The sequence below is a fragment of the Streptomyces sp. NPDC093111 genome (assembly GCF_040683955.1).
In the GTDB taxonomy this organism is placed as follows: domain Bacteria; phylum Actinomycetota; class Actinomycetes; order Streptomycetales; family Streptomycetaceae; genus Streptomyces.
Window position 1 is genome coordinate 38,830 of record NZ_JBFBNW010000036.1, and the last position, 17,272, is coordinate 56,101.

Annotated in this window: 17 protein-coding genes; 10 read left to right on the forward strand and 7 right to left on the reverse strand. The window is 72.1% G+C overall.

What is annotated here, in order from left to right:
• Nucleotides 1-11 precede the first annotated feature (11 nt).
• From AB0Q96_RS37875 to AB0Q96_RS37900, 6 genes are all read left to right on the forward strand, one after another.
• Entirely contained in the window at nt 12-215 is a 204-nt protein-coding gene (locus AB0Q96_RS37875) for a hypothetical protein (RefSeq protein ID WP_365333698.1), read from the forward strand.
• A complete protein-coding gene (locus AB0Q96_RS37880) occupies nt 215-697 on the forward strand; it encodes a hypothetical protein (RefSeq protein ID WP_365333700.1) in 483 nt (160 codons plus the stop codon). The genes AB0Q96_RS37875 and AB0Q96_RS37880 overlap by 1 nt, the downstream gene beginning before the upstream one ends.
• Complete coding sequence (locus tag AB0Q96_RS37885) at nt 694-876, forward strand: hypothetical protein (protein WP_365333701.1); 183 nt, start codon at nt 694-696, stop codon at nt 874-876. The genes AB0Q96_RS37880 and AB0Q96_RS37885 overlap by 4 nt, the downstream gene beginning before the upstream one ends.
• Before the next feature lie 72 nt (nt 877-948).
• A complete protein-coding gene (locus AB0Q96_RS37890) occupies nt 949-1,368 on the forward strand; it encodes an RNase adapter RapZ (protein ID WP_365333703.1) in 420 nt (139 codons plus the stop codon).
• A gap of 328 nt (nt 1,369-1,696) precedes the next feature.
• A complete protein-coding gene (locus AB0Q96_RS37895) occupies nt 1,697-2,878 on the forward strand; it encodes a ParB/RepB/Spo0J family partition protein (protein ID WP_365333705.1) in 1,182 nt (393 codons plus the stop codon).
• 12 nt (nt 2,879-2,890) lie between these two features.
• The gene (locus AB0Q96_RS37900; protein ID WP_365333707.1) at nt 2,891-3,742 is read left to right on the forward strand and encodes a ParA family protein; all 852 of its coding nucleotides are present in this window, start codon (nt 2,891-2,893) and stop codon (nt 3,740-3,742) included.
• Nucleotides 3,743-3,851: 109 nt separating this feature from the next.
• Here AB0Q96_RS37900 and AB0Q96_RS37905 read toward each other — a convergent pair whose 3' ends face one another.
• The 3 genes from AB0Q96_RS37905 to AB0Q96_RS37915 all read right to left on the reverse strand — a co-directional run bounded on the left by AB0Q96_RS37905 (nt 3,852) and on the right by AB0Q96_RS37915 (nt 5,326).
• Nucleotides 3,852-4,544, reverse strand: coding sequence for a hypothetical protein (locus AB0Q96_RS37905; RefSeq protein ID WP_365333710.1), 693 nt, complete (start codon nt 4,542-4,544; stop codon nt 3,852-3,854).
• A 128-nt stretch (nt 4,545-4,672) separates the two neighbouring features.
• Nucleotides 4,673-4,978: a hypothetical protein gene (locus AB0Q96_RS37910; RefSeq protein WP_365333712.1), complete on the reverse strand. Its 306-nt coding sequence runs from the start codon at nt 4,976-4,978 to the stop codon at nt 4,673-4,675.
• 147 nt (nt 4,979-5,125) lie between these two features.
• On the reverse strand, nt 5,126-5,326 hold the full coding sequence (locus tag AB0Q96_RS37915; RefSeq protein ID WP_365333714.1) for a hypothetical protein: 201 nt from the start codon (nt 5,324-5,326) through the stop codon (nt 5,126-5,128).
• 159 nt (nt 5,327-5,485) lie between these two features.
• Between AB0Q96_RS37915 and mobF the strand changes: the two genes are divergently transcribed.
• Both mobF and AB0Q96_RS37925 read left to right on the forward strand, forming a co-directional pair.
• Nucleotides 5,486-7,312: a MobF family relaxase gene (gene mobF / locus AB0Q96_RS37920; protein ID WP_365333716.1), complete on the forward strand. Its 1,827-nt coding sequence runs from the start codon at nt 5,486-5,488 to the stop codon at nt 7,310-7,312.
• Nucleotides 7,309-7,656, forward strand: coding sequence for a hypothetical protein (locus AB0Q96_RS37925; RefSeq protein WP_365333718.1), 348 nt, complete (start codon nt 7,309-7,311; stop codon nt 7,654-7,656). The genes mobF and AB0Q96_RS37925 overlap by 4 nt, the downstream gene beginning before the upstream one ends.
• A gap of 681 nt (nt 7,657-8,337) precedes the next feature.
• On the opposite strand, the gene AB0Q96_RS37930 is transcribed toward AB0Q96_RS37925, so the two are convergent.
• Entirely contained in the window at nt 8,338-8,826 is a 489-nt protein-coding gene (locus AB0Q96_RS37930; protein WP_365333734.1) for a hypothetical protein, read from the reverse strand.
• 722 nt (nt 8,827-9,548) lie between these two features.
• Between AB0Q96_RS37930 and AB0Q96_RS37935 the strand changes: the two genes are divergently transcribed.
• Nucleotides 9,549-11,207, forward strand: coding sequence for a replication-relaxation family protein (locus AB0Q96_RS37935; RefSeq protein WP_365333720.1), 1,659 nt, complete (start codon nt 9,549-9,551; stop codon nt 11,205-11,207).
• 448 nt (nt 11,208-11,655) lie between these two features.
• Nucleotides 11,656-12,120 carry a hypothetical protein gene (locus tag AB0Q96_RS37940; RefSeq protein WP_365333722.1) on the forward strand — a complete coding sequence of 155 codons (465 nt, stop codon included), beginning with the start codon at nt 11,656-11,658 and terminating at the stop codon, nt 12,118-12,120.
• 73 nt (nt 12,121-12,193) lie between these two features.
• Here the strand turns inward: AB0Q96_RS37940 and AB0Q96_RS37945 are convergent, their stop codons facing one another.
• The 3 genes from AB0Q96_RS37945 to AB0Q96_RS37955 all read right to left on the reverse strand — a co-directional run bounded on the left by AB0Q96_RS37945 (nt 12,194) and on the right by AB0Q96_RS37955 (nt 16,752).
• Nucleotides 12,194-12,889 (reverse strand): hypothetical protein, encoded by a 696-nt coding sequence (locus AB0Q96_RS37945; protein WP_365333724.1) that lies wholly within the window; start codon nt 12,887-12,889, stop codon nt 12,194-12,196.
• A gap of 307 nt (nt 12,890-13,196) precedes the next feature.
• Nucleotides 13,197-16,088, reverse strand: a complete 2,892-nt coding sequence (locus AB0Q96_RS37950) for a Helicase associated domain protein (RefSeq protein ID WP_365333726.1) — start codon at nt 16,086-16,088, stop codon at nt 13,197-13,199.
• A 37-nt stretch (nt 16,089-16,125) separates the two neighbouring features.
• Complete coding sequence (locus tag AB0Q96_RS37955; RefSeq protein WP_365333728.1) at nt 16,126-16,752, reverse strand: hypothetical protein; 627 nt, start codon at nt 16,750-16,752, stop codon at nt 16,126-16,128.
• Nucleotides 16,753-17,272 lie beyond the last annotated feature (520 nt).

A 17,272-nucleotide genomic window follows, 5' to 3' on the forward strand; every position in this document is an offset into this window, starting at 1 on the left:
CGGAGGCCCCCATGAGCAGCACCGACCACGACGTCGACCGTGCCCTCGCCTACCCCGAGCCGCCCGCCTCCCCGCTCTGGCACCGCCACGGCACCAAGGCCCGCCCGCTCACCGACGCACAGCGCCAACGCAACCGCGAGCTCCTGGTCCTCGCGCAGCGCACCACCCGACCCCGCTCCCCTCGCACCACCGAGACCCTGGCGGAGGCCAGCTGATGAACCCCCAGACGCACCTGGCCATAGACGGCTACGTCGACGCGATCCCGGCCCCCGGCACCAGCTGGGGCACCGCCCGCTTCGACCTGATCCACTCCCCCGCCGACGCGGACACCCTCGCCCCCGACGCCCCGGACACCGTGTACGCCTGCACCACCGGCGACCCGCGCATCGCCGATGTCCTGCTGCGCGAGATCCAGCGCGGCGACCTCGTGCGCGTCACTGGCACCCTGGTCCGGCTCGATGACCCCGAGGCCCCCGCCCACTTCACCGTCGACGGCCTGGAGGTCCTCGAGGCCGCCCCGGCCCTCATGCCCTATGACCTCGTACTGGAACGGTTCGCGAACTACGTCGTCGTCTTCGACGCCGACCGCGACCAGGTCCCGGTGTTCACCGCGTCCGGCCACTGGGTCGGCGAGGCCGCCAACTCCGACGCGATCGGCGACCTCATCGACACCTACGAGAACGGCGGCCCGCGATGACGACCACCGTCCCCGCGCAGCGCACCGTCCTGGAGCGGTTCCCTGCCGGCCACCCCCGCGGCTCCTGGCCCGCCGACGAGTACGCCGCCGCCCAACGCGCCCAGGGCACCGACGCCCGCGTCGTCATGGACCTCACCAGCGACCAGTTCCTCGTGGTCACCGACACCACGGCCCAGTAGCACCACCGAGCTCCGCACCCGCCCGACGCGGAGCTCCACCCGCCCTTCCACTACCAAGCAGGAGGAACTCCCTTGCACCCGATCCGCCTGACATCGTTCGGCTACCTGCACCTGCCCACCGGCCCGGACGGCTCCCCCGTCCCGCCCGCCGCCGACCGGATCGAGGACGTCCGCGACCGGCTCCGTGACCCCGCCGCCGCCCGCGACATCCTCGACCTCGACGGCCTCAACCCCCGCGTCCAGGACATCGTCCTAAGCACCCCCGGCGCCCGCGAGCTGCTCGCCAACCTCGCCGACTACGCCGACCTCCCCGCCGGCCCCCGCCATATCGCCATCGGCTGTGCGGGCGGCAAGCACAGGGCAGCCGGCCTCACGGACCTCCTCGCCCGAGAACTTCGCGCCCGCGGCCGCCAGGTCGATGTCGCCCACCTCCACGTCCACCTCCCCCGTGTCCTCAAGGCAGCCGACACCGGCACCGGAGCGAGCGCGTGAACATGAAGGTCCGCTGACCTCGCCGCCACGACGAAGGCCGGCGCCCCGCATCCTCGCGGGGCGCCGGCCTTTTCGTGTTTCTAGGCCCCGCCGCCATGCCGCTGGTGCCCGAAGCGGGCTCCCCGACTGAGGGGCGACGCCCTCGCCCCGGTCTCACCAAGGGGCCCGGATCCCGCTGCCGACTTCTTTACGCCGTAAAGATCGAGCGCCTCACTCCACCCCGACGAGCGCGCTCTTTACGGCGTAAAGATGCGGGGCGCGCCTCCGGCGACTTGGGTGCTCGCTAAGCTCCAGGCCGAGACATCGGCAAGACCTACCTGGAGTGTGAATGGCCGGCGCGCAGAACGAGGGGCTTTCCGTAGCGGAGCGGAGGCGACAGCTCGCGGCCCAGCGGGAACAGCAGGCCGCGGTGAACGCGCAGAGCGCGGCGGTCGCTGGCAACGTATCCACTCCGGAGATGCCCCTCGACTCCCTCGTCCACAACCCGCGCAACGCCCGCCGGGACCTGGAGGGCGTCGAAGGACTCGCGGACACCTACGAGACCGCAGGAGTCCTGCAGCCCTGTCTCGTCATCCCGGTGGACACCTTCCGGGCCGCCTTCCCTGAGAACGCAGACGGGCTTCCGGTCACGGGGTACGTGGTCATCGGCGGTAACCGCCGCCTGGCCGCCGCGCGCCGTGCAGGGCTGGAGACCCTGCCGGTGCACCTGAACACCAAGCTGACGACGCGGGAGGAGATCCTCGTCGCGGCGGCGATCGAGAACATCGCTCGCGAGGAGCTCCGCCCCTTCGAGGAACTCGCCACGATCGAAGACCTCAAGGCGGAGCTCGGTACCTACGACGCGGTCGCCAAGAGGCTCGGCAAGTCCCCCGGCTGGGTCTCCCAGCGCCGCCGTCTGGGCAATCTCCAGCCCGAGCTCCGCGAAGCCCTGGAGACGCGCGCTCCGGGCATGACCATCGAGATCGCACGGGACCTCGGCAAGATCAAGGGCCGCGAAGAGCAGCTCGCGGCGTGGAAGGTCGAGCAGAAGCGAGCCGCGAGCCGCGCCGCCGACCCGACGGCCGTGAAGCAGCCCAAGGCCAAGAAGGCCGGCAAGGTACCCGCGCAGGGAGGAGCCGGCGGCGGAGACGGCGCCCCGCTGGACGAGGCTGCGAAGGTCAGGCGCGAAGCCTGCCTCATCGCCGTCGCCGCAGGGGCAGGCGATCTCGCCCGCCTCTCCATCATCGCCGCCCAGGCCCCGGTCGCCCCCGACGAGGCCGTCGCGCTCGCCGGGCAGTGGCTCACCGAAACCGCCGAGGGATCCTCCGCGCTGAACCTGGCGTCCCTGGCGGGCGAGGAAGGCACCGACCGCCAGCTCCGCGCCGCCCTGGCCCTGGCCCTGGCTCAGTGCGAACTCCACGCCACCCGTACGAGTGGCACCGACTCCGCTCACGCTCGCGCGTACGCGGACTGGCTGGAGACTCACACCGACTACCGGCCCACCGACGCCGAGCCCGCTCCAGCGGCGTAGAGCGGAGAACCCGTGAGCATCGACACCCTGACCCCGCCCGCCGACACCGGTCGCAAGACCCGCGTCCTGACGCTCGCCAGCGGCTCTGCCGGCTCCGGCAAGAGCACCCTGGCCGCCGCCCTCGCCGAGCAGGCCGCCGCGCACGGCCTGACCGTCTGCGTCATCGGCCTGGACCGGCAGCGCGACGTCTCCCGCCTCCTCGGCTACGACGACCCCGACGCTGACGAGGAACTGCCCACCCTCATCGACGTCGTCGACGGCATCTGCACCCTGACCGAGGCCCTCGTTCCCGGCCGCCACAGCAAGACCGGCGAGGCCATCCCGGGCCTCTGGCTCGTCCTGGAATCCGGCAGGCTCGACACCCTCAGCGTCAAGCTCGCGGGCGTCACCGCACGCGAAATGTGGCTCTTCCGGCTCCTCCCGGAGATCCTCGGCCGCTTCGACGTCATCCTGCTCGACTGCCCCGGCAACCTCGACCTCGGCACCCAGGGCGCGCTCATCGCCGGTCACGAGATCGTCGGGTGTACCAAGAGTCAGGAGAAGGAAGCCCGCGGCCTGACCTCGCTCGAAGACAAGATTGCCGAACTCCACAAGTCCTTCGGGTTCATGGGGATGCGCGACGGACTCGACTGGGTCGTCATCGGCGAAGGAGTCACCGGCGTCTCCCAGGGCAAGGTCTACTTCGACATAGAGCGTCAGGTCCGCGAGGCATACGGCGAACTGGTCGTCGTGCCCACCGTTCGCGACGACGTGAAGGTGCCTGAGTCGTACTCGGCCTCCCTGCCCATCACGCTCTACAACCCCAAGTCCGAAGCCGCCATGGCCTACGTCAAGGTCGGCAGGGCGATGAAGCTCTACGGCTGACCCATCTTTACGCCGTAAAGAACCCGGTCCGTCGGGCCGGGCCCCCTGTTGAGCGGGACCTCCCCAATCGGGGAGGTCCCGCGACTTTTGGCGGCACCGCTCCGGGCAGTCAGAGCGAGGCGACACCCTTGAAGCCCGGCCCGAGCCCACGCCGCCTGCCGCGTGATGCAGCGCCGGGCCGGGCGGTGAGGGCCGCGACCACCGCCTGGGCGGTCTTCGGGGTGAGGCCGGCGCTCACCTGCCTCGAGGCCAGGACCCGCGCGTACGCGCCCGTGCCGTGTGCGCGGAGAGCGTCAGCGAGCGCGGCGGCCGCGGTCTCCGCCGGCCCGGCCCCCCAGCCGTCCTCGTCTCTCTGCTGCGCCTGCCGGGGGAGGACTTCGGGTCGGCTGAGGACCGCGGCCAGGGCCTGCGCCTCGGGTGCGTCCAGCGTGACGGTGACCAGCGCGGCGCCGAGCTGGTGGACACGGTGCCGGGTCAGACCGTGAGCGGCGAGCGCCTGGCGCAGCGCCGCGCTCGTCCCGGCTGTCGCCCTGCCGTCGGCGGACTCGCTCGTCCCGGCTGCGGCCTGTTCGGCGCGCTCGACGACGGCGGCCGCGGCGATCGGTACGACGGAGAGGATCTCCGCGCACTCTGGATCGAGCTGGGCGAGCGCACCGGCGAGGACTTCCAGGGCAGCGGCCGCATCCTCCACCGCGCCCGCGCTCCACCGCGCCGGGTCGGCGGCGTCGGCCAGCGTGCACGCCGCGACGACGGCCTCCTCCGCCAGCGCCTCGACCCCGCCGGGCTCACCAGTCAGCTTCATGTCCCACCCAACGAGATGCAGCCGCGCAAGGTCGTGCGCGCTGATCACATGATGACGCCCGCGATCCACCCCCTCGGTACAAGGCCGCGGGCACTCCGCCTCCCAGCGCGGACCGACCCGGTGAGGCGCTACGGGCCGGTGAGGATGTCGTGGGTGCCGATGCGACGCCAGATCACGTGCGGGGTGTCAGGGCGACGGGCTGGTCCGTATTGCCACGTGGCGCGTCCTGCGGGGCCGGCGCCCATGGACCAGGTGAGTTCGTAGATCCCGGTCGCCCGTTGAACACGCTTGATGCGGAGGCCGGCGCGGAAGCGCCCTCCGGCGCGCAGGTCCTCGACGAAGGCCGCCACGGTCTGACGGAACTTGCGGCGTTGTTCCGGAGTGAGGCGGTCCAGGTCGGCGGTGAAGCGCGGCAGGGTCTCGTACGTGGGCACGGCGAACTCCTCCAGGACGCACGAAGCCCCCGGCCGGTCGGCCGGGGGCGGTGGTGGCTGTTCGTGTTGAAGGGCGTCGGTTACGTGGTGCTCAGTCGCGCTGGGTGGTGTTGATGAGGTCGTGGCGCAGCATTCGCACGGTCCGGGTCAGCTCTCGTCGCGGGCGTTCATCGCGTCGTTCCACTTCTGTGAGTTGAACGGGTTGCTGGTGCAGCTGTCGCAGTGCGGCAGGTAGGTGGTTCGGGTGGGGTGCGGCACGCCGGCCGAGTAGACGATGACGTCCGGGACCAGCGTGAGAGGGCGGCGGCACAGCGGGCAGAGGTCTCCGTGGAGCAGGTTCGTGTTCATGCGGCGGACTGTGCACACACCGGCGGCTTACCGTCTCGGGCTGAACCGGCGGCCCGCCTGACGGGCGCCCCGGTAAAGATCTGGTGATGGTCTCCCGCCCGGCGGGATGGACCCCGGATCACGCTTTCTCGCAGGTCAGCGCCGGGGTTCCATGGCCCGATGATCAGCATGTCGCCAGTTCGCCCGGGGGCCGGGGTGCGCTACCTCTTCCGTGGCGTGATGGTCGGCGACGGCCACCGCGCCATAGGCACGCCGCTGCGCGCCGCCCAGGACGAAGCCGGTGTCCCGCCCGGAGTGTGGAAGGGCCGGGGGCTGGCCGCCCTCGGCCTGGCGGCCGGGGACGTGGTGAGCGAGCGGCAGGCCGAGCTGCTCCTGGGGGAGGGCCGGCACCCGGACGCCGACCGGATCGAGCGCGAGCTCCTGGCGCAGGGCGAGAGCCCGGCACGCGCCCGGCGGGCGACCGTGCTGGGCAGGCCCATCGAGCACAATCAGTCGGCCGAGACCGACAAGGCCAAGGAGCGCACCCCCTGGCTGGCCTTCGACCTGGTCTTCCGGCCCCCGCCGACGGCCCACATCGCATGGGCGCTCGGAGGTGACCAGACCCGTCTGGTGCTGGCGCTGTGCCAGGACGTCGCCCGGGACAAGACCCTGGCGTGGCTGGAGGAGTCGGTCGTACAGATCCGCTCGAAGGCCGGCGGCAAGCAGCGCGCCCGGGTCAAGGACGGGCTGATCGTCGCGGTCTTCCGGCACTACGAGTCCCGCGCTGCCGAGTCGAAACCGCTGTTGCACGACCACGCGGTGGTTTCGATCCGCGCCCGGCGGCCGCACGACGGGAAGTGGGGCAACCTCTCTGCGGACTCGCTGATGGCCAACATCGTCGCCGCCGACACCCTCTACACCCTCCACTTCATGGAGGAGGTGTCCGCTCGGCTCGGGTGGGCGTGGGAGCCGCGCGAGGTGACGCCCGGCCGCCGGCCTGTGATGGACATAGCCGGGATCGACCGGCGGCTCATCGGCTGGCAGTCGACCCGCCGCCAGCAGATCCAGGACGCGCTGTCCGTTCTCACGGACAAGTACGAGGAGGAGCAGGGGCACGTGCCGGGGGAGAAGGCCGGCTACGCGCTGGCCTGTCAGGCCGCCGACCAGACCCGCCCGCCCAAGCGCACCGAGCTGCTGTCGCTGACCGAGCTGCGCAAGCGATGGCGGGATTCGGCGATTCGGGCGTTCGGCGCCTGCACCGTCTACCGGCTCGCCGAGCGGGCGCGGGCGGCGGCCGCGGCGGTGTGGGCCCGGGTGCGGCCGGTGGTCGACGTCGTCCTGGCGGCCGTCGACGTCGTCGCTGTGGTGTATGTGATGCGCGGCGCTTTCGCACACCACCACCTCCTTGCCGAAGCCCGCCGCCACCTCTCCTACGCCCTGCGCGGCCGCCGCCACGAGCCCGGCCTGGACGAACGGATCGTGCAGGCGGCCGTCGACGACTACACCCGCCCCGTGGGGCGCGGCCGGAGGATGACCGCCGATCTGCGCGCCCTGTACCCGCGCGACACCGAGGACCAGGCCGTGCTGCGCCCGCTCACCCGCAAAAGGTCCGCCCCGCCGTACGAACGGGCCCGCCTCGCCGCCGACGCCCTGGCCGCCCGCGTCCGCGCCGCCCGGCGAGCGGAGCGCCTGGGCTCCCGCCCTCGCCCGTACACCGTCGCGGTGCCCACCTCCTCGAGGCCGTCGCATCCGCAGCCCTTCCGCAACGGCCGGAAGGACGGCCGTCTCCCGGAGCCGGAGACCGGCGTCGACGCGGTGGAGCAGACCCGCCAGACCCTTGAAGCCGCCCGCGCGCAGATGATCGCCACGCTCCAGGACAGCCAGCGGGCACGCGAAGCCGCCCACGGCCCCCGCCCGCAGCCCACCCCGGCGACGACACCGCAGCCGCACACCCAGCACCCCGGCATCCAACCCGCGCCGGGCCGAGCCACAGGAGGAGTCACGTGAACACCCCGGAAGACCGCCCCAACCCCGACGACGCACTCGCCCGCGCCCGAGCCGCCCGCGAGCAGATGGCCGCCGCGCTCACCGAGGACCAGGAGCCCGACCCCGACGAGCCGCTGGGATGGCAGCCGATCTGGAAGCGGCCCCGGAAGCCGAAGTCGAAGGCCGCGGAGAAGGCGGAGCTGCGCAAGCAGCGCAAGCGACTCCAGGAAGCCGCCAAGCGCCGCCTCGCCGCCGGGAACTCGCGCCGGCCCCGCTCCCGGCAAAGCCGGATCGGCAACGCCGCCGCTCGCCGTGACGCCCGTGCCCTGTCCCGAGTGCGGCACTCAAGCGCCTGGCTGTGGTGACGATGCCGGGCACCATCCACTGAGTGGAGCCCACTCAGTGGCCTCCACTCGGTGGGCTCCATCGGGTGGCCTCCACTCGGTGGGCTCCACCGGGTGACTTCCACCGAGTGGGCTCCACCGAGTGGGCTCCACTCCGGTGCGCCAGACGACGATGGACTCCACCGTGGTGCGCACCAACATGGTGCGCCACCGCACCCGGTGCGCCGCACCACCCGACGACGCCCGGCACGCGCGCGCACCCGGTGCGCCGCACCCGATGTCCCGCACCGCACCGGTGCGCGCACCATCAGCCCACCCCTTGTCCGGGTTCCGGCGGGCGCGCATCACCCCTTGACCAGGTACGCCATCCCGCCTGTTTCCCCTTGCCAGGCCCGGTGCGGGCTTTCCGTTAGGTCGCGGTCAAGGGGGTGTGTGATATAGGAGCTCGCCCGGCCGTGGCAGGCGCCCGGCGCGGTGCGCTGGGGCCGGTGGCGCGCACCGCGAGGGGAGTGTGGTGCGCCGGTGCGCGCACCGCCGACGCCGTCACCGCACCTGGTGCGCACCGGGTGCGCGTGGTGCGGTGCGGGCGGAGCGCACCACGGTGGTGCGGTGCGGTGCGGTCGGCCCACCGTGGTGCGGTGGACCGCACCACGGTGGTGCGCACGCGCGCCGCGCTGCACCACCACCGTCCCGGAGGTGCGGCTACGCGGTGGTGTGGTGCGTCGGGTGCGCACCGTTCGGTGCGGGGTGCGCCTCAAGGGCCTGGCCCACGCCGACGACCTCCAGTTCGTACAAGGCGTCGGAGACGTCCTCAAGGTCTTCGTCGGTGAGGATGTGCGCGACGAAGTCGATGACTGCGCGGGCGATGCCTTCCGCGGTGCACGGCCCGGCCTGCATCGACCAGTTGCGCAGGGTGGCCACGAGGACCCGCCCGACGGCCTCCAGGGCGAAGGAGTCGTCGCACGGGTCCGGGTCGAGACCGCACAGGGCGGTGACCGGGACGATGATCCGCTCGGCGACGTCGACGAGCATCGAGGGCATCTGCGGATGGGCGTCGGCGAACTTGGCAGCCGCTTCGGTGTCGCCGGCCTGAATGGCCCGGAGGTAGCCGAAGGCGCTGATTGCCACCTCCGGCGTCAACGGAACGAGCGGCACGCCGGGAACCTGGGACAGGGGCGGGTTCTGAATCATGATCACGGACAGCTCCTCATGTACGGGCCGCCCCGCTGATCGCGGCGGCCTCGAAGCCACCTTCGATTTGCGGACCTGTGGACAGAGCCCGGCCGCCGGAGGGGAGAACTCTCCCTCCCTTCGATCGAATCGGATGAATCGGTACTGCAAGGGGCAAACGCGGCCCCCTTGTCCGGCAGGGTCGGCCCGGCCTCGAATCCGGCTCTGACCCCTTGTCCACCTCCGCTACCGCCCCGACCACAGCCACGTTTCCCCTAGGCAGCGTCCGCTACCGGCACAGGTCAGGCCGCGGACAAGGGGGTCGGCTGCACGCTGCTCCTTCGCCCCGACCACCCCGGCCGGGGCAGCGAAGGAGACCAGACGATGACGACCACCTATCCGGAGGCCGGGCAGCACCGCCGCTCGGGCCGATCCTCCCGGAAGGCCGGCCCGCGTGGGGCAAGCCCAAGGGCCCTCCCCGGGTGCCCCCTTGGGAGGGCCCTTGGGAACCCCCTTTGGTGCCCGGTACCCGGGGACGCGGGAAAAGCCCTTGTCAGCGCCGCAATCGGCGCGAAAACCGCGCCGTCACAACCCTCTTCTCTCCTCTACATGTCCGCATGGGAGGAGAGCATCGGGTTCCGGGGGGCCCGGACGCCCTCCCCGGCCGGGCGCGGCCAGCGGCAGCGGCGGCAGCGGCGGCGGTTGGCCGGCGGCCGGTCGCGAGCGACGAGGGAGCAGAGCTGATGGCGGGGAAGCGGAAGACGAACCCGGCGGGGTCGACGAACAGCTATCGCGGCGACGTGCTGCGCGTGCTCGGAGCGCTGAAGGTCGCGACGACGGACCAGATCCAGCGGATCGGCGCCCCGCACCTGACGTTCCGGCACGCCGACAAGCCGACCCCGTCGAAGCGCAAGCAGGCCCGGACCGCCTCGCACACGGCCGCCCTCTCCGACATGCGGGGGCACGGCCTGTCCGAGAACGGCGGCTCGGCCGGGGCGGGGGACCGGCTGCGGAACCTGACCCCCAAGGGCCTGCAGGCCGCCTCCTACGAGCTGCAGCGGCCGTTGACGGAGATGGGCTCCACCGCGCGCGGCGCGGGCTCCTCAGGGGCCTCCCACCCGATGGCCGTCAACGAGACGGTCATCGCCCTGTTGCGCCCGAAGCCGAACATGGCCAGGCTCGCCAAGGACTCGGCCGAAGTCCGGGCCGCCGCGCAGGCCGCCGTCGACTCACCGGACGGGATCGGCACCATCGCCTCGTTCTGGACCGAGGTCCCGCTCCCGGCGACCGGCACGTGGAACGCGCCCGGCAAGGGCGGCGCCCAGGCCGACATCGTCCTGACCGCCCCGCAGGACGGGGTGCCGCTGCTGTTCATCGAGGTCGACAACTGCCACGAGACCGCCGAGGAACTCGCCGACAAGCTGGAGAAGTACGCCCGGTTCTTCAAACGGAAGGTGAAGGACACCGACGGCCGCGAGCGGGCGATGTGGCGCACCCGCTGGAGCGTCCCGGCCGACCCGAGTGCGGAGCACCCGTACCCGCCGGTGCTGCTGGTGTTCAACCGGATCGGCGAGCGCAACCCCAACCACACCATCCCGCGCCTGATGCAGCTCACCCGGCACCTGTGGCAGGGAGGGTGGGGTGAGGACGGCTATCACATCTACGACAACAAGATCCCCATCATCGCGACCGGGCTGAACCAGCTCCGTGAGCACGGCCCGGCCGGGAAGGTGTTCGCCCGCTTCGGGCGCAGTGGCCCACAGACCCTGCTGGACGCGATCGGCAACCCCCGCCGCGACGCCGCCATCGCCCGCGCCCGGCAGCGGCAGCGGGCCCTGGCCCAGGAGCGGCAGGCAAAAGCGCGGCAGGCGGCCCAAGAGCAGGTGGCGAAGCAGGCACCCGAGCGCGAGGCCCGCCGGCCCGCCTGCGCCACATGCGGGGCACGGTTCACCGACGAACGCTGGGAGGCCGCCGAGAAGACGAACTGGGGAGTCCCCGTCGACACCCACCCGCGGCTGTGCGACGGGTGCAAGCACCAGGCCGTCGCCAACGCTCAAGAGGCCGACCGCCCGGAGCCGATCCCCGACTGGGCGCAGCAGACGGAGTTCCTGCGCTTTCCCCATCGCCCACGCTGCACCGAGTGCAAGGCGGCGTTCACCAATGAGCGGTGGAAGGCGGTGAACCGCCCCGGCTGGGGCCCCGTCCCCATGGAGGCCCGTCCGAAGCTGTGCGGGGACTGCGACCGGAAGGAGGAGGAAGGAATCGCGCGGTCCTTCGACGAGTACGGCTGGACGCCCGGGTCCCGGCACCAGGAGCAGCACCAGGAGCAGGAGCAGCACCAGGGGCAGGCTCTGCCCGAGCAGAAGGCCGGCGGAACCTGGCTCTCTCGCTTCCGCAGGTGACTCCTGGGCGAGCCTCCCGCCGGCGAAGGGCCGGACGGGAGGCTCGCCCTGAGCGGTGGCAAACAGAAGCGGCAACGGAGGTTGCCCTACAACTTGCCCTACAAGTTGCCTTTCAACTCGCCCTACAACTTGCCTTACAAGTTGCCCTACAACTTGCCCCCAGAATTTCCGGGCACGCGAAAACCCGCACGTCAGAGCGCTAGTCAAGGGGTGGCAATCGCGTTGACTACTTCTCCTAGAGACCCTTGAAGCGGGATATCTGCAGAAGCACGATCTGACAGGGGCCCATCGACCCGAGCGAGAGCGGGTAGTTCCATGACGGGACGGTCCACAGAGCACCAGCATCCGGTCCGGTGGGCGGAACGGGCACCGAAGACCTCATGCCAACGCGTGGGACGGACGGGTCCATCCGGCGCCACCAGCTCACCGCAGGCCCTACACAAGCCGCATGAGACGCAACCGAGAAGAGACCGCACCCCAGGATCTGCCGGGCGGCCTGTGGCAGGCCCTGGCCCAGCTCCAGCACACCCATCCCGATCCCGTGGGCCGTGTCGGACAGCTCGCCCGCCCGGCCGGACTGCTGTCCTTCACCGCGGCCGCCGACACCATCCTCACGGCCCGGGTGCAGCTGACCGGCGCGGAGACGATGCGTGAGGTGAACGAGACGCTCCGCGCGATGACCGGGGACCTGCCCCATGCTCACTTCACCGGGCCCGGGGTCGCCCTGGAGCTCACGCTCAGCAGACGCCAGGACCTCACGGTTCACGAGGCGCACGTCGCCGGACTCACCCGGCTCTTCCGGCACGCCTCCGGCACCATCGGTGCCCGCAGCACGCCGGGAGGCGGCCGGTGCTTCCACTGCGACGGGACGGGACGTGCCCGCCCGCTGTGGGAGCCGGCCGGGCTCGCGTGAACGACACGACGCCCGCGCCCCGGGTCGCTCCTCCTGGACGGCGCCGGGCGCGGGCGGGAGCACCCCGGAGGGCTTACGCCGGTACGGGCGCCGACTCCGGGCGCAGCGCCGCGAGCGGAGAGCGCCGGCCCTTCTCCACCGCGCGCAGCTGCTCCCAGTCGACCTCGGGGTGGGCGGGGACGACCGCGTCGACGGACGCCGTGGTGTAGAGCGCGACGTCGACGGCCCCGGCCCGGCTGGTGCCGAAGCGGACCTCGATCGACTGCGGGGAGCGGACCCAGCCGAGCCGGACCATGTGGTCGAAGTCGGCACGGCGGACCCGAAGACGGGCGGCGGCCTGCTCGGGTCCGAGCGGGGTGTCGGCGGCGACCAGGTCCGCCAGGTCCTCGCGGCGGCAGACCTCCTCGACCTGGCCGGGGTGGTGCAGCGTCCCGTCCGGGTTCGCGCTCAGGTCGACCAGGAGGCCGCGGTCGACGAACCGGCGCACCACGAACGCCGTCACGTTCGCCTTCTCGCCGTGAATGGTCCGGTTCGGGGTGCCGAGCGCCTCGGCGATCCGGTCGGCCGCCGCGCCGCCGGAGATCGGCGGGCAAGGCATCGCGGCCCGGATGGCGTCAGCGTCCAGCGCCTCCACGGCGGCCCGGGACCACTGGAACGACGACGCGTCCGGGGCCGGGACCAGGCCGGTGTGCCGGGCCCACCGGAAGGCGGCTACAGGCGCCTTCAGACGCTTGGCGGCCTGGCCCTCGTCGTACTCGGTTCGTCGCATGAGATCACCTCTCGCTCGTTCGCCGGAAGCGGCGGACAGAACATGACAGAACACCCGAAAAGCTGTCAAGACCCTTTGAAAACAGGCAAGTTGGGCGCGCTCCGCTAGGACTGCGCCCGCGTACGCGAAGGGAAATCACCCATCCGGACGGCACGGCGGCGGTCCGCGGGACCGACCCGGACTCCAGGCCGAGCCCGGCCGCGCCCGGCCGCTCACGCCGCCCGTAGCAGCCCGCCGCCACGCGGCTGACGCACGAGACCCCGGGCCCTGTCGGCGGGCCCGGGGTCTCACAGCGGCGGGGGAGCGGTCAGAGGTTGTCCAAGTAGCTCTCCCGTTCGGAGGGCGGCCCGAACCGCTCGATGGACCAGCAGGTGCAGTTCCCGCCCTCGTACAGCTCCCCGTCACACTCCTCGTGGTGCTCCCGCACCCGCCGCTTCGCCGGGGCCGCCGGCGGTGCGGGCTGCGGGGCGGGCGGCTCCGGGGCGGCCTCGACGGCCGGCACCACGCCCGCCCACTCCATCCCCAGCGCGGCGAGGGCGGCGCGCTGCTCCTGGTCGAGCCTGTCCCGCCTCGACTTGGTGTTCGAAATCCATACCCCCAGCTTCACCGGCACCGCCTCGCCGTCGACCTCGACCTCAACGACCGCGCCGCGCGGGACCGGCCGCTGTCCCTCCTTCTCCACCCACTGCGCCAGGGCCGCCAGGCCCCGCTGGAACGCCGCCTCGGCCTTGCTCCCGGCCTTCCTCGCCCCCTCGAGGGCAGCAGCCAGCGCCGGACGGAGCTCCGCCGGGGCGACGGCCGCCACGGGGAGAGTGGCACCCCGCACGCCCAGCGCGGACAGCCGCTCCCGCTGCTCGGGCATCAGCTGCGCCCAGGTGCCCGCCTCCTGCTGCCGCCACCTCCACGTGCCGATGTCATCACCGTCGAAGATGACGCCCGGCGCGATGTAGGGAAGGTGACCGTCGGCGTCGACCAGGTCCGCGAGCACCCGGTAATGGCGCTGCCAGTTCAGCGGCCACGGGCAGTTCCAGTCCTCGTCGATCTCCGCCAGCTGCTCCGCGCGCTCCGCCGCGCGCTTGGGGTCCTTGCCCAGACCGCCCTTCCGCCGGAGGTTGGCCATGTGCTGCCCGATGGGCACCATCGCCTCGCCCTCGCCCCACACCGCGTCCTGACGCGGCGCGAGGTGCCCCGTGGCCCGCCGGTACGAGCGCAGCGCGGCGAGCTTGTTCTCCCACGCCTCCTCGCCCGGCTCCCACACCATCCCGGCCTCCGGGGCGTCCAACAGCGTCTTGCGCCGGTCCTCCAGCTCCCCGGCCCGCTGCGCCTTCCGCTGCTGATGCACCCATCGGCCAAGCGGAAACGACTTCGTCGCCCCTACCTCGACCTCGACGTCATACGGAACGGCGTAGACGCCGGTGATCTCGTTCTCCGCCCGCCACCGCAGCAGGGCCTGGTAACCCTCCAGCCACACCAGGGACTCCGGCCGGTAGACCCGAGTGCGCAGGAACGCCGCGATCGTCGCCGCGTCCCGGGGAGAGGAGAAGTGCAGCAGGGCCGACTCCGCGGCGGCGTCGGTGTCCTCGTCGTGCTCCTGGTCCTCGCCGTCGCCCTCGCCGCCGGCGCCGACGATCCGCCCCTCCTCGTCCCGCTGCACGTGGACCTTGCGCTTCCCGCTCGTGAGCGCCCGGGAAGCGAGCTGCTCGACCAGACGTTCGTCATGCGAACGCAGGCCCTGGAGCACGGCCACGAGCGGCTTGAAGCTGGCGGAGGCGACCATGTCGGTCGGGTCCTCGTTCGGCTCCAGGAACACCGGCACGATGATCCTGGCCACCTTGGTGCTGCCGTCCTTGTTGAGGCGGAGCGCCCGGCCGATGTTCTGCACGATCTCGACCTGGGAGCCGCGGGTGTCCGCGAAGCAGATCGAGTCGACTCCCCGCTCGCCGGTGATGTCGACCCCTTCCCCGAGAACGCGAACGCTCGCGAGGAAGGCGCGGTGCACCCGGCGTCCGGTCGCGTCGATGCCGTTGGCGAACTGGCGCAAGACCTCGCGCCGCTCGGAGACGAGGTGATCCCCGCACAGCCACGCCGACCACACGCGGTCCGGCGGGACATGGCGGCCGGCCTCCAGCTCGTAGAACTCCGCGTCGATCGAGGACTTCGGCAGCTTGTCGGCGGCGGCCAGGTCCTCGTCGGAGGCGTCGTTGACGTACAGCGCGGCAGCCGTCTGCGGCAGCTTCTCCGCGAACGCGGCGGCCTCCTCCACCTTCTGGTGGAACGTCATGACCGTACGCAGGTTGTACGCCGCCGCGTGCTCCAGGAGCGCCGTCTGCAAGAGCGCCAGACGCCGGCCGCGCCGCGCCTCCTCCGACTCCCCGAGAACCGGCGAAGGATCGCGGATCTCCAGCACGTCGATCTCAAAACCCGCAAGGATTTCGCGCTCGATCGCCTCGCTCAGACCAAGCTCCGCGAGCCACGCGCCGTAGGTCCCATTCGGGTCATCGGCCATGGTCGCCAGCTCCACCTCGTGACCATCCGCGCCCTTCTGCGGCCGGGGCGCGGCGAGGATGCGCGGGGTCGCGGTCATGTAGAGCCGGAAGTCCGCCGGGATCCGCTGATTGTCGTGGATCGCCGCCCACGGACGGCCAAGATCACCAGCGGTTCCGTGGGCCTCATCCACGATCGCGAGGTCGAAGCCGTCCATGCGCTGGCCATAGAGCCGCTCCCCGCCCGCCAGAGCGGCCTCCAGCGGCCCGCGAACCTTCCGCTGCCCCTCGGGAGCGTCCACGTCCTCGCGGTCCACGAGAGAGGCGTACGTGGCGAACACGACGACCGGTCCGTGCCCGGCCCACAGGGCGAGCTGGATCGGGTTCGTGGTGGTGCGCACCCCCAGCGAGTTCAGTACGGCGTCGTTCTCCAGCGAGCACACCGCGACCATCGGGGCCCGGTGGCCCACCAGGCGCCACGCCTGGGCGGTCTGGGCGAGCAGGTCCAGGGTCGGGACCGTGACGAGGATCCGGCCGTCCGCGAAGCTCTCCAGCGCGCACGCGGCCGCCGTGATCGTCTTACCCGACCCGGTCGCTGACACGATCGTGGCACGGGCACCCCGCGGGGGCACAGATGACCTTGCAGGGAATCCCACCCACCTGCGAAACGCGGACCGCTGGTCTACCTGGTGTTCCTTGAGCTGAATCGCTGACATTTCCTGTCCTCCCCTGAGCCTGAATTCCTGTGGTCTTTCAGATGGCCGCGTGCGGAATGCAGGCCGCACCGAGGTCGTTCCAGATCGACGCATCCGCCTTGTGCCAGCCGCCCGGCTTCCCGTCCTTGAAGGGCGGCTTGTCGTCCGGGTCGTAGTGCCCGGCATCGAGCGTGCAGACCACGACGTCCCCGTCCGCGTTCCGCGTCCGCGCGGTGCACAGACCGCCGACCTCGCCCAGCGCCTCCAGGACCCGGCGCCGCGCCGTGGTGTGCGGGTGCGTGGCCGGCAGTACGGACTCCCGGACGAACCTCTCCAACCGCACCAGGTCGGCCCGCTCACGCTGCCTCACGTCCGCGATATGTACGGCCAGCTCAGCGGCCCCCGCCGACCGACCGCCGCGCCGGGACCACTCCCGGTCCGCGATGCCCACCAGGGCCTCGCTCACCGTCCTGACGCCCTCGTCCCAGCCGTCCTCGAACACCTCGCCCCGAGAGGCCGGCGCCATCCCGTCCAGCTCCACCACCTCGCACTGCGCCCCGGCGACCGCTCCGGCCTCCAGCGCGGCCACCAGGTCGTCCGCCTCGCTCGCGGGCACTCCCTGGGCCTCCAGGAGCGCGAACAGCCGGAGCCGGGCGTTGACGCCCGCCGTCTGGTACTGCGTCACCCGGCGCAGAGAATCGCTGCTCAGCGCGGGATCGGGTCCGGTAGATTTGTGGTGACCGGTCATCTGCGGTCGTTCCTCTCGGAATTCGGGGAGGTTCCCGGGTGGTTGGGGGGTGTCCCGTGTTTCCGCCAACGGTACATGCTGCATCTACCGGATGCATCCGATACACTGGAACCCACACGAACGAGCGACCCCCACCCCCTCCCAGCCAGCCAGGCCCGCGTCAGCGGGCCCCAAGGGACTGGAGGCGCAGCCGGAAGGACCGTCAGGCGGGGGAGCGCAGCGGACCCGCCGGGAGCGGCCCCGCGCTCCCCCAACTCCCGCACTGGAGGCCCCACTAGCCGCACCGTCAGACCCCGAGGGGCCCGGCCGCGCGATGCGCGGCCCGCCGGGCGCGCAGCGGCCGGCCCCACCGGTCCCAGGAGCGCAGCGGAGGGGACCGCCCGTGCTCCGCACGGGCGCGGGGAGCGCAGCGAGCCGCTTCGCTTGCACATCGCGCAGCGATGTGGTACCCGCTCCG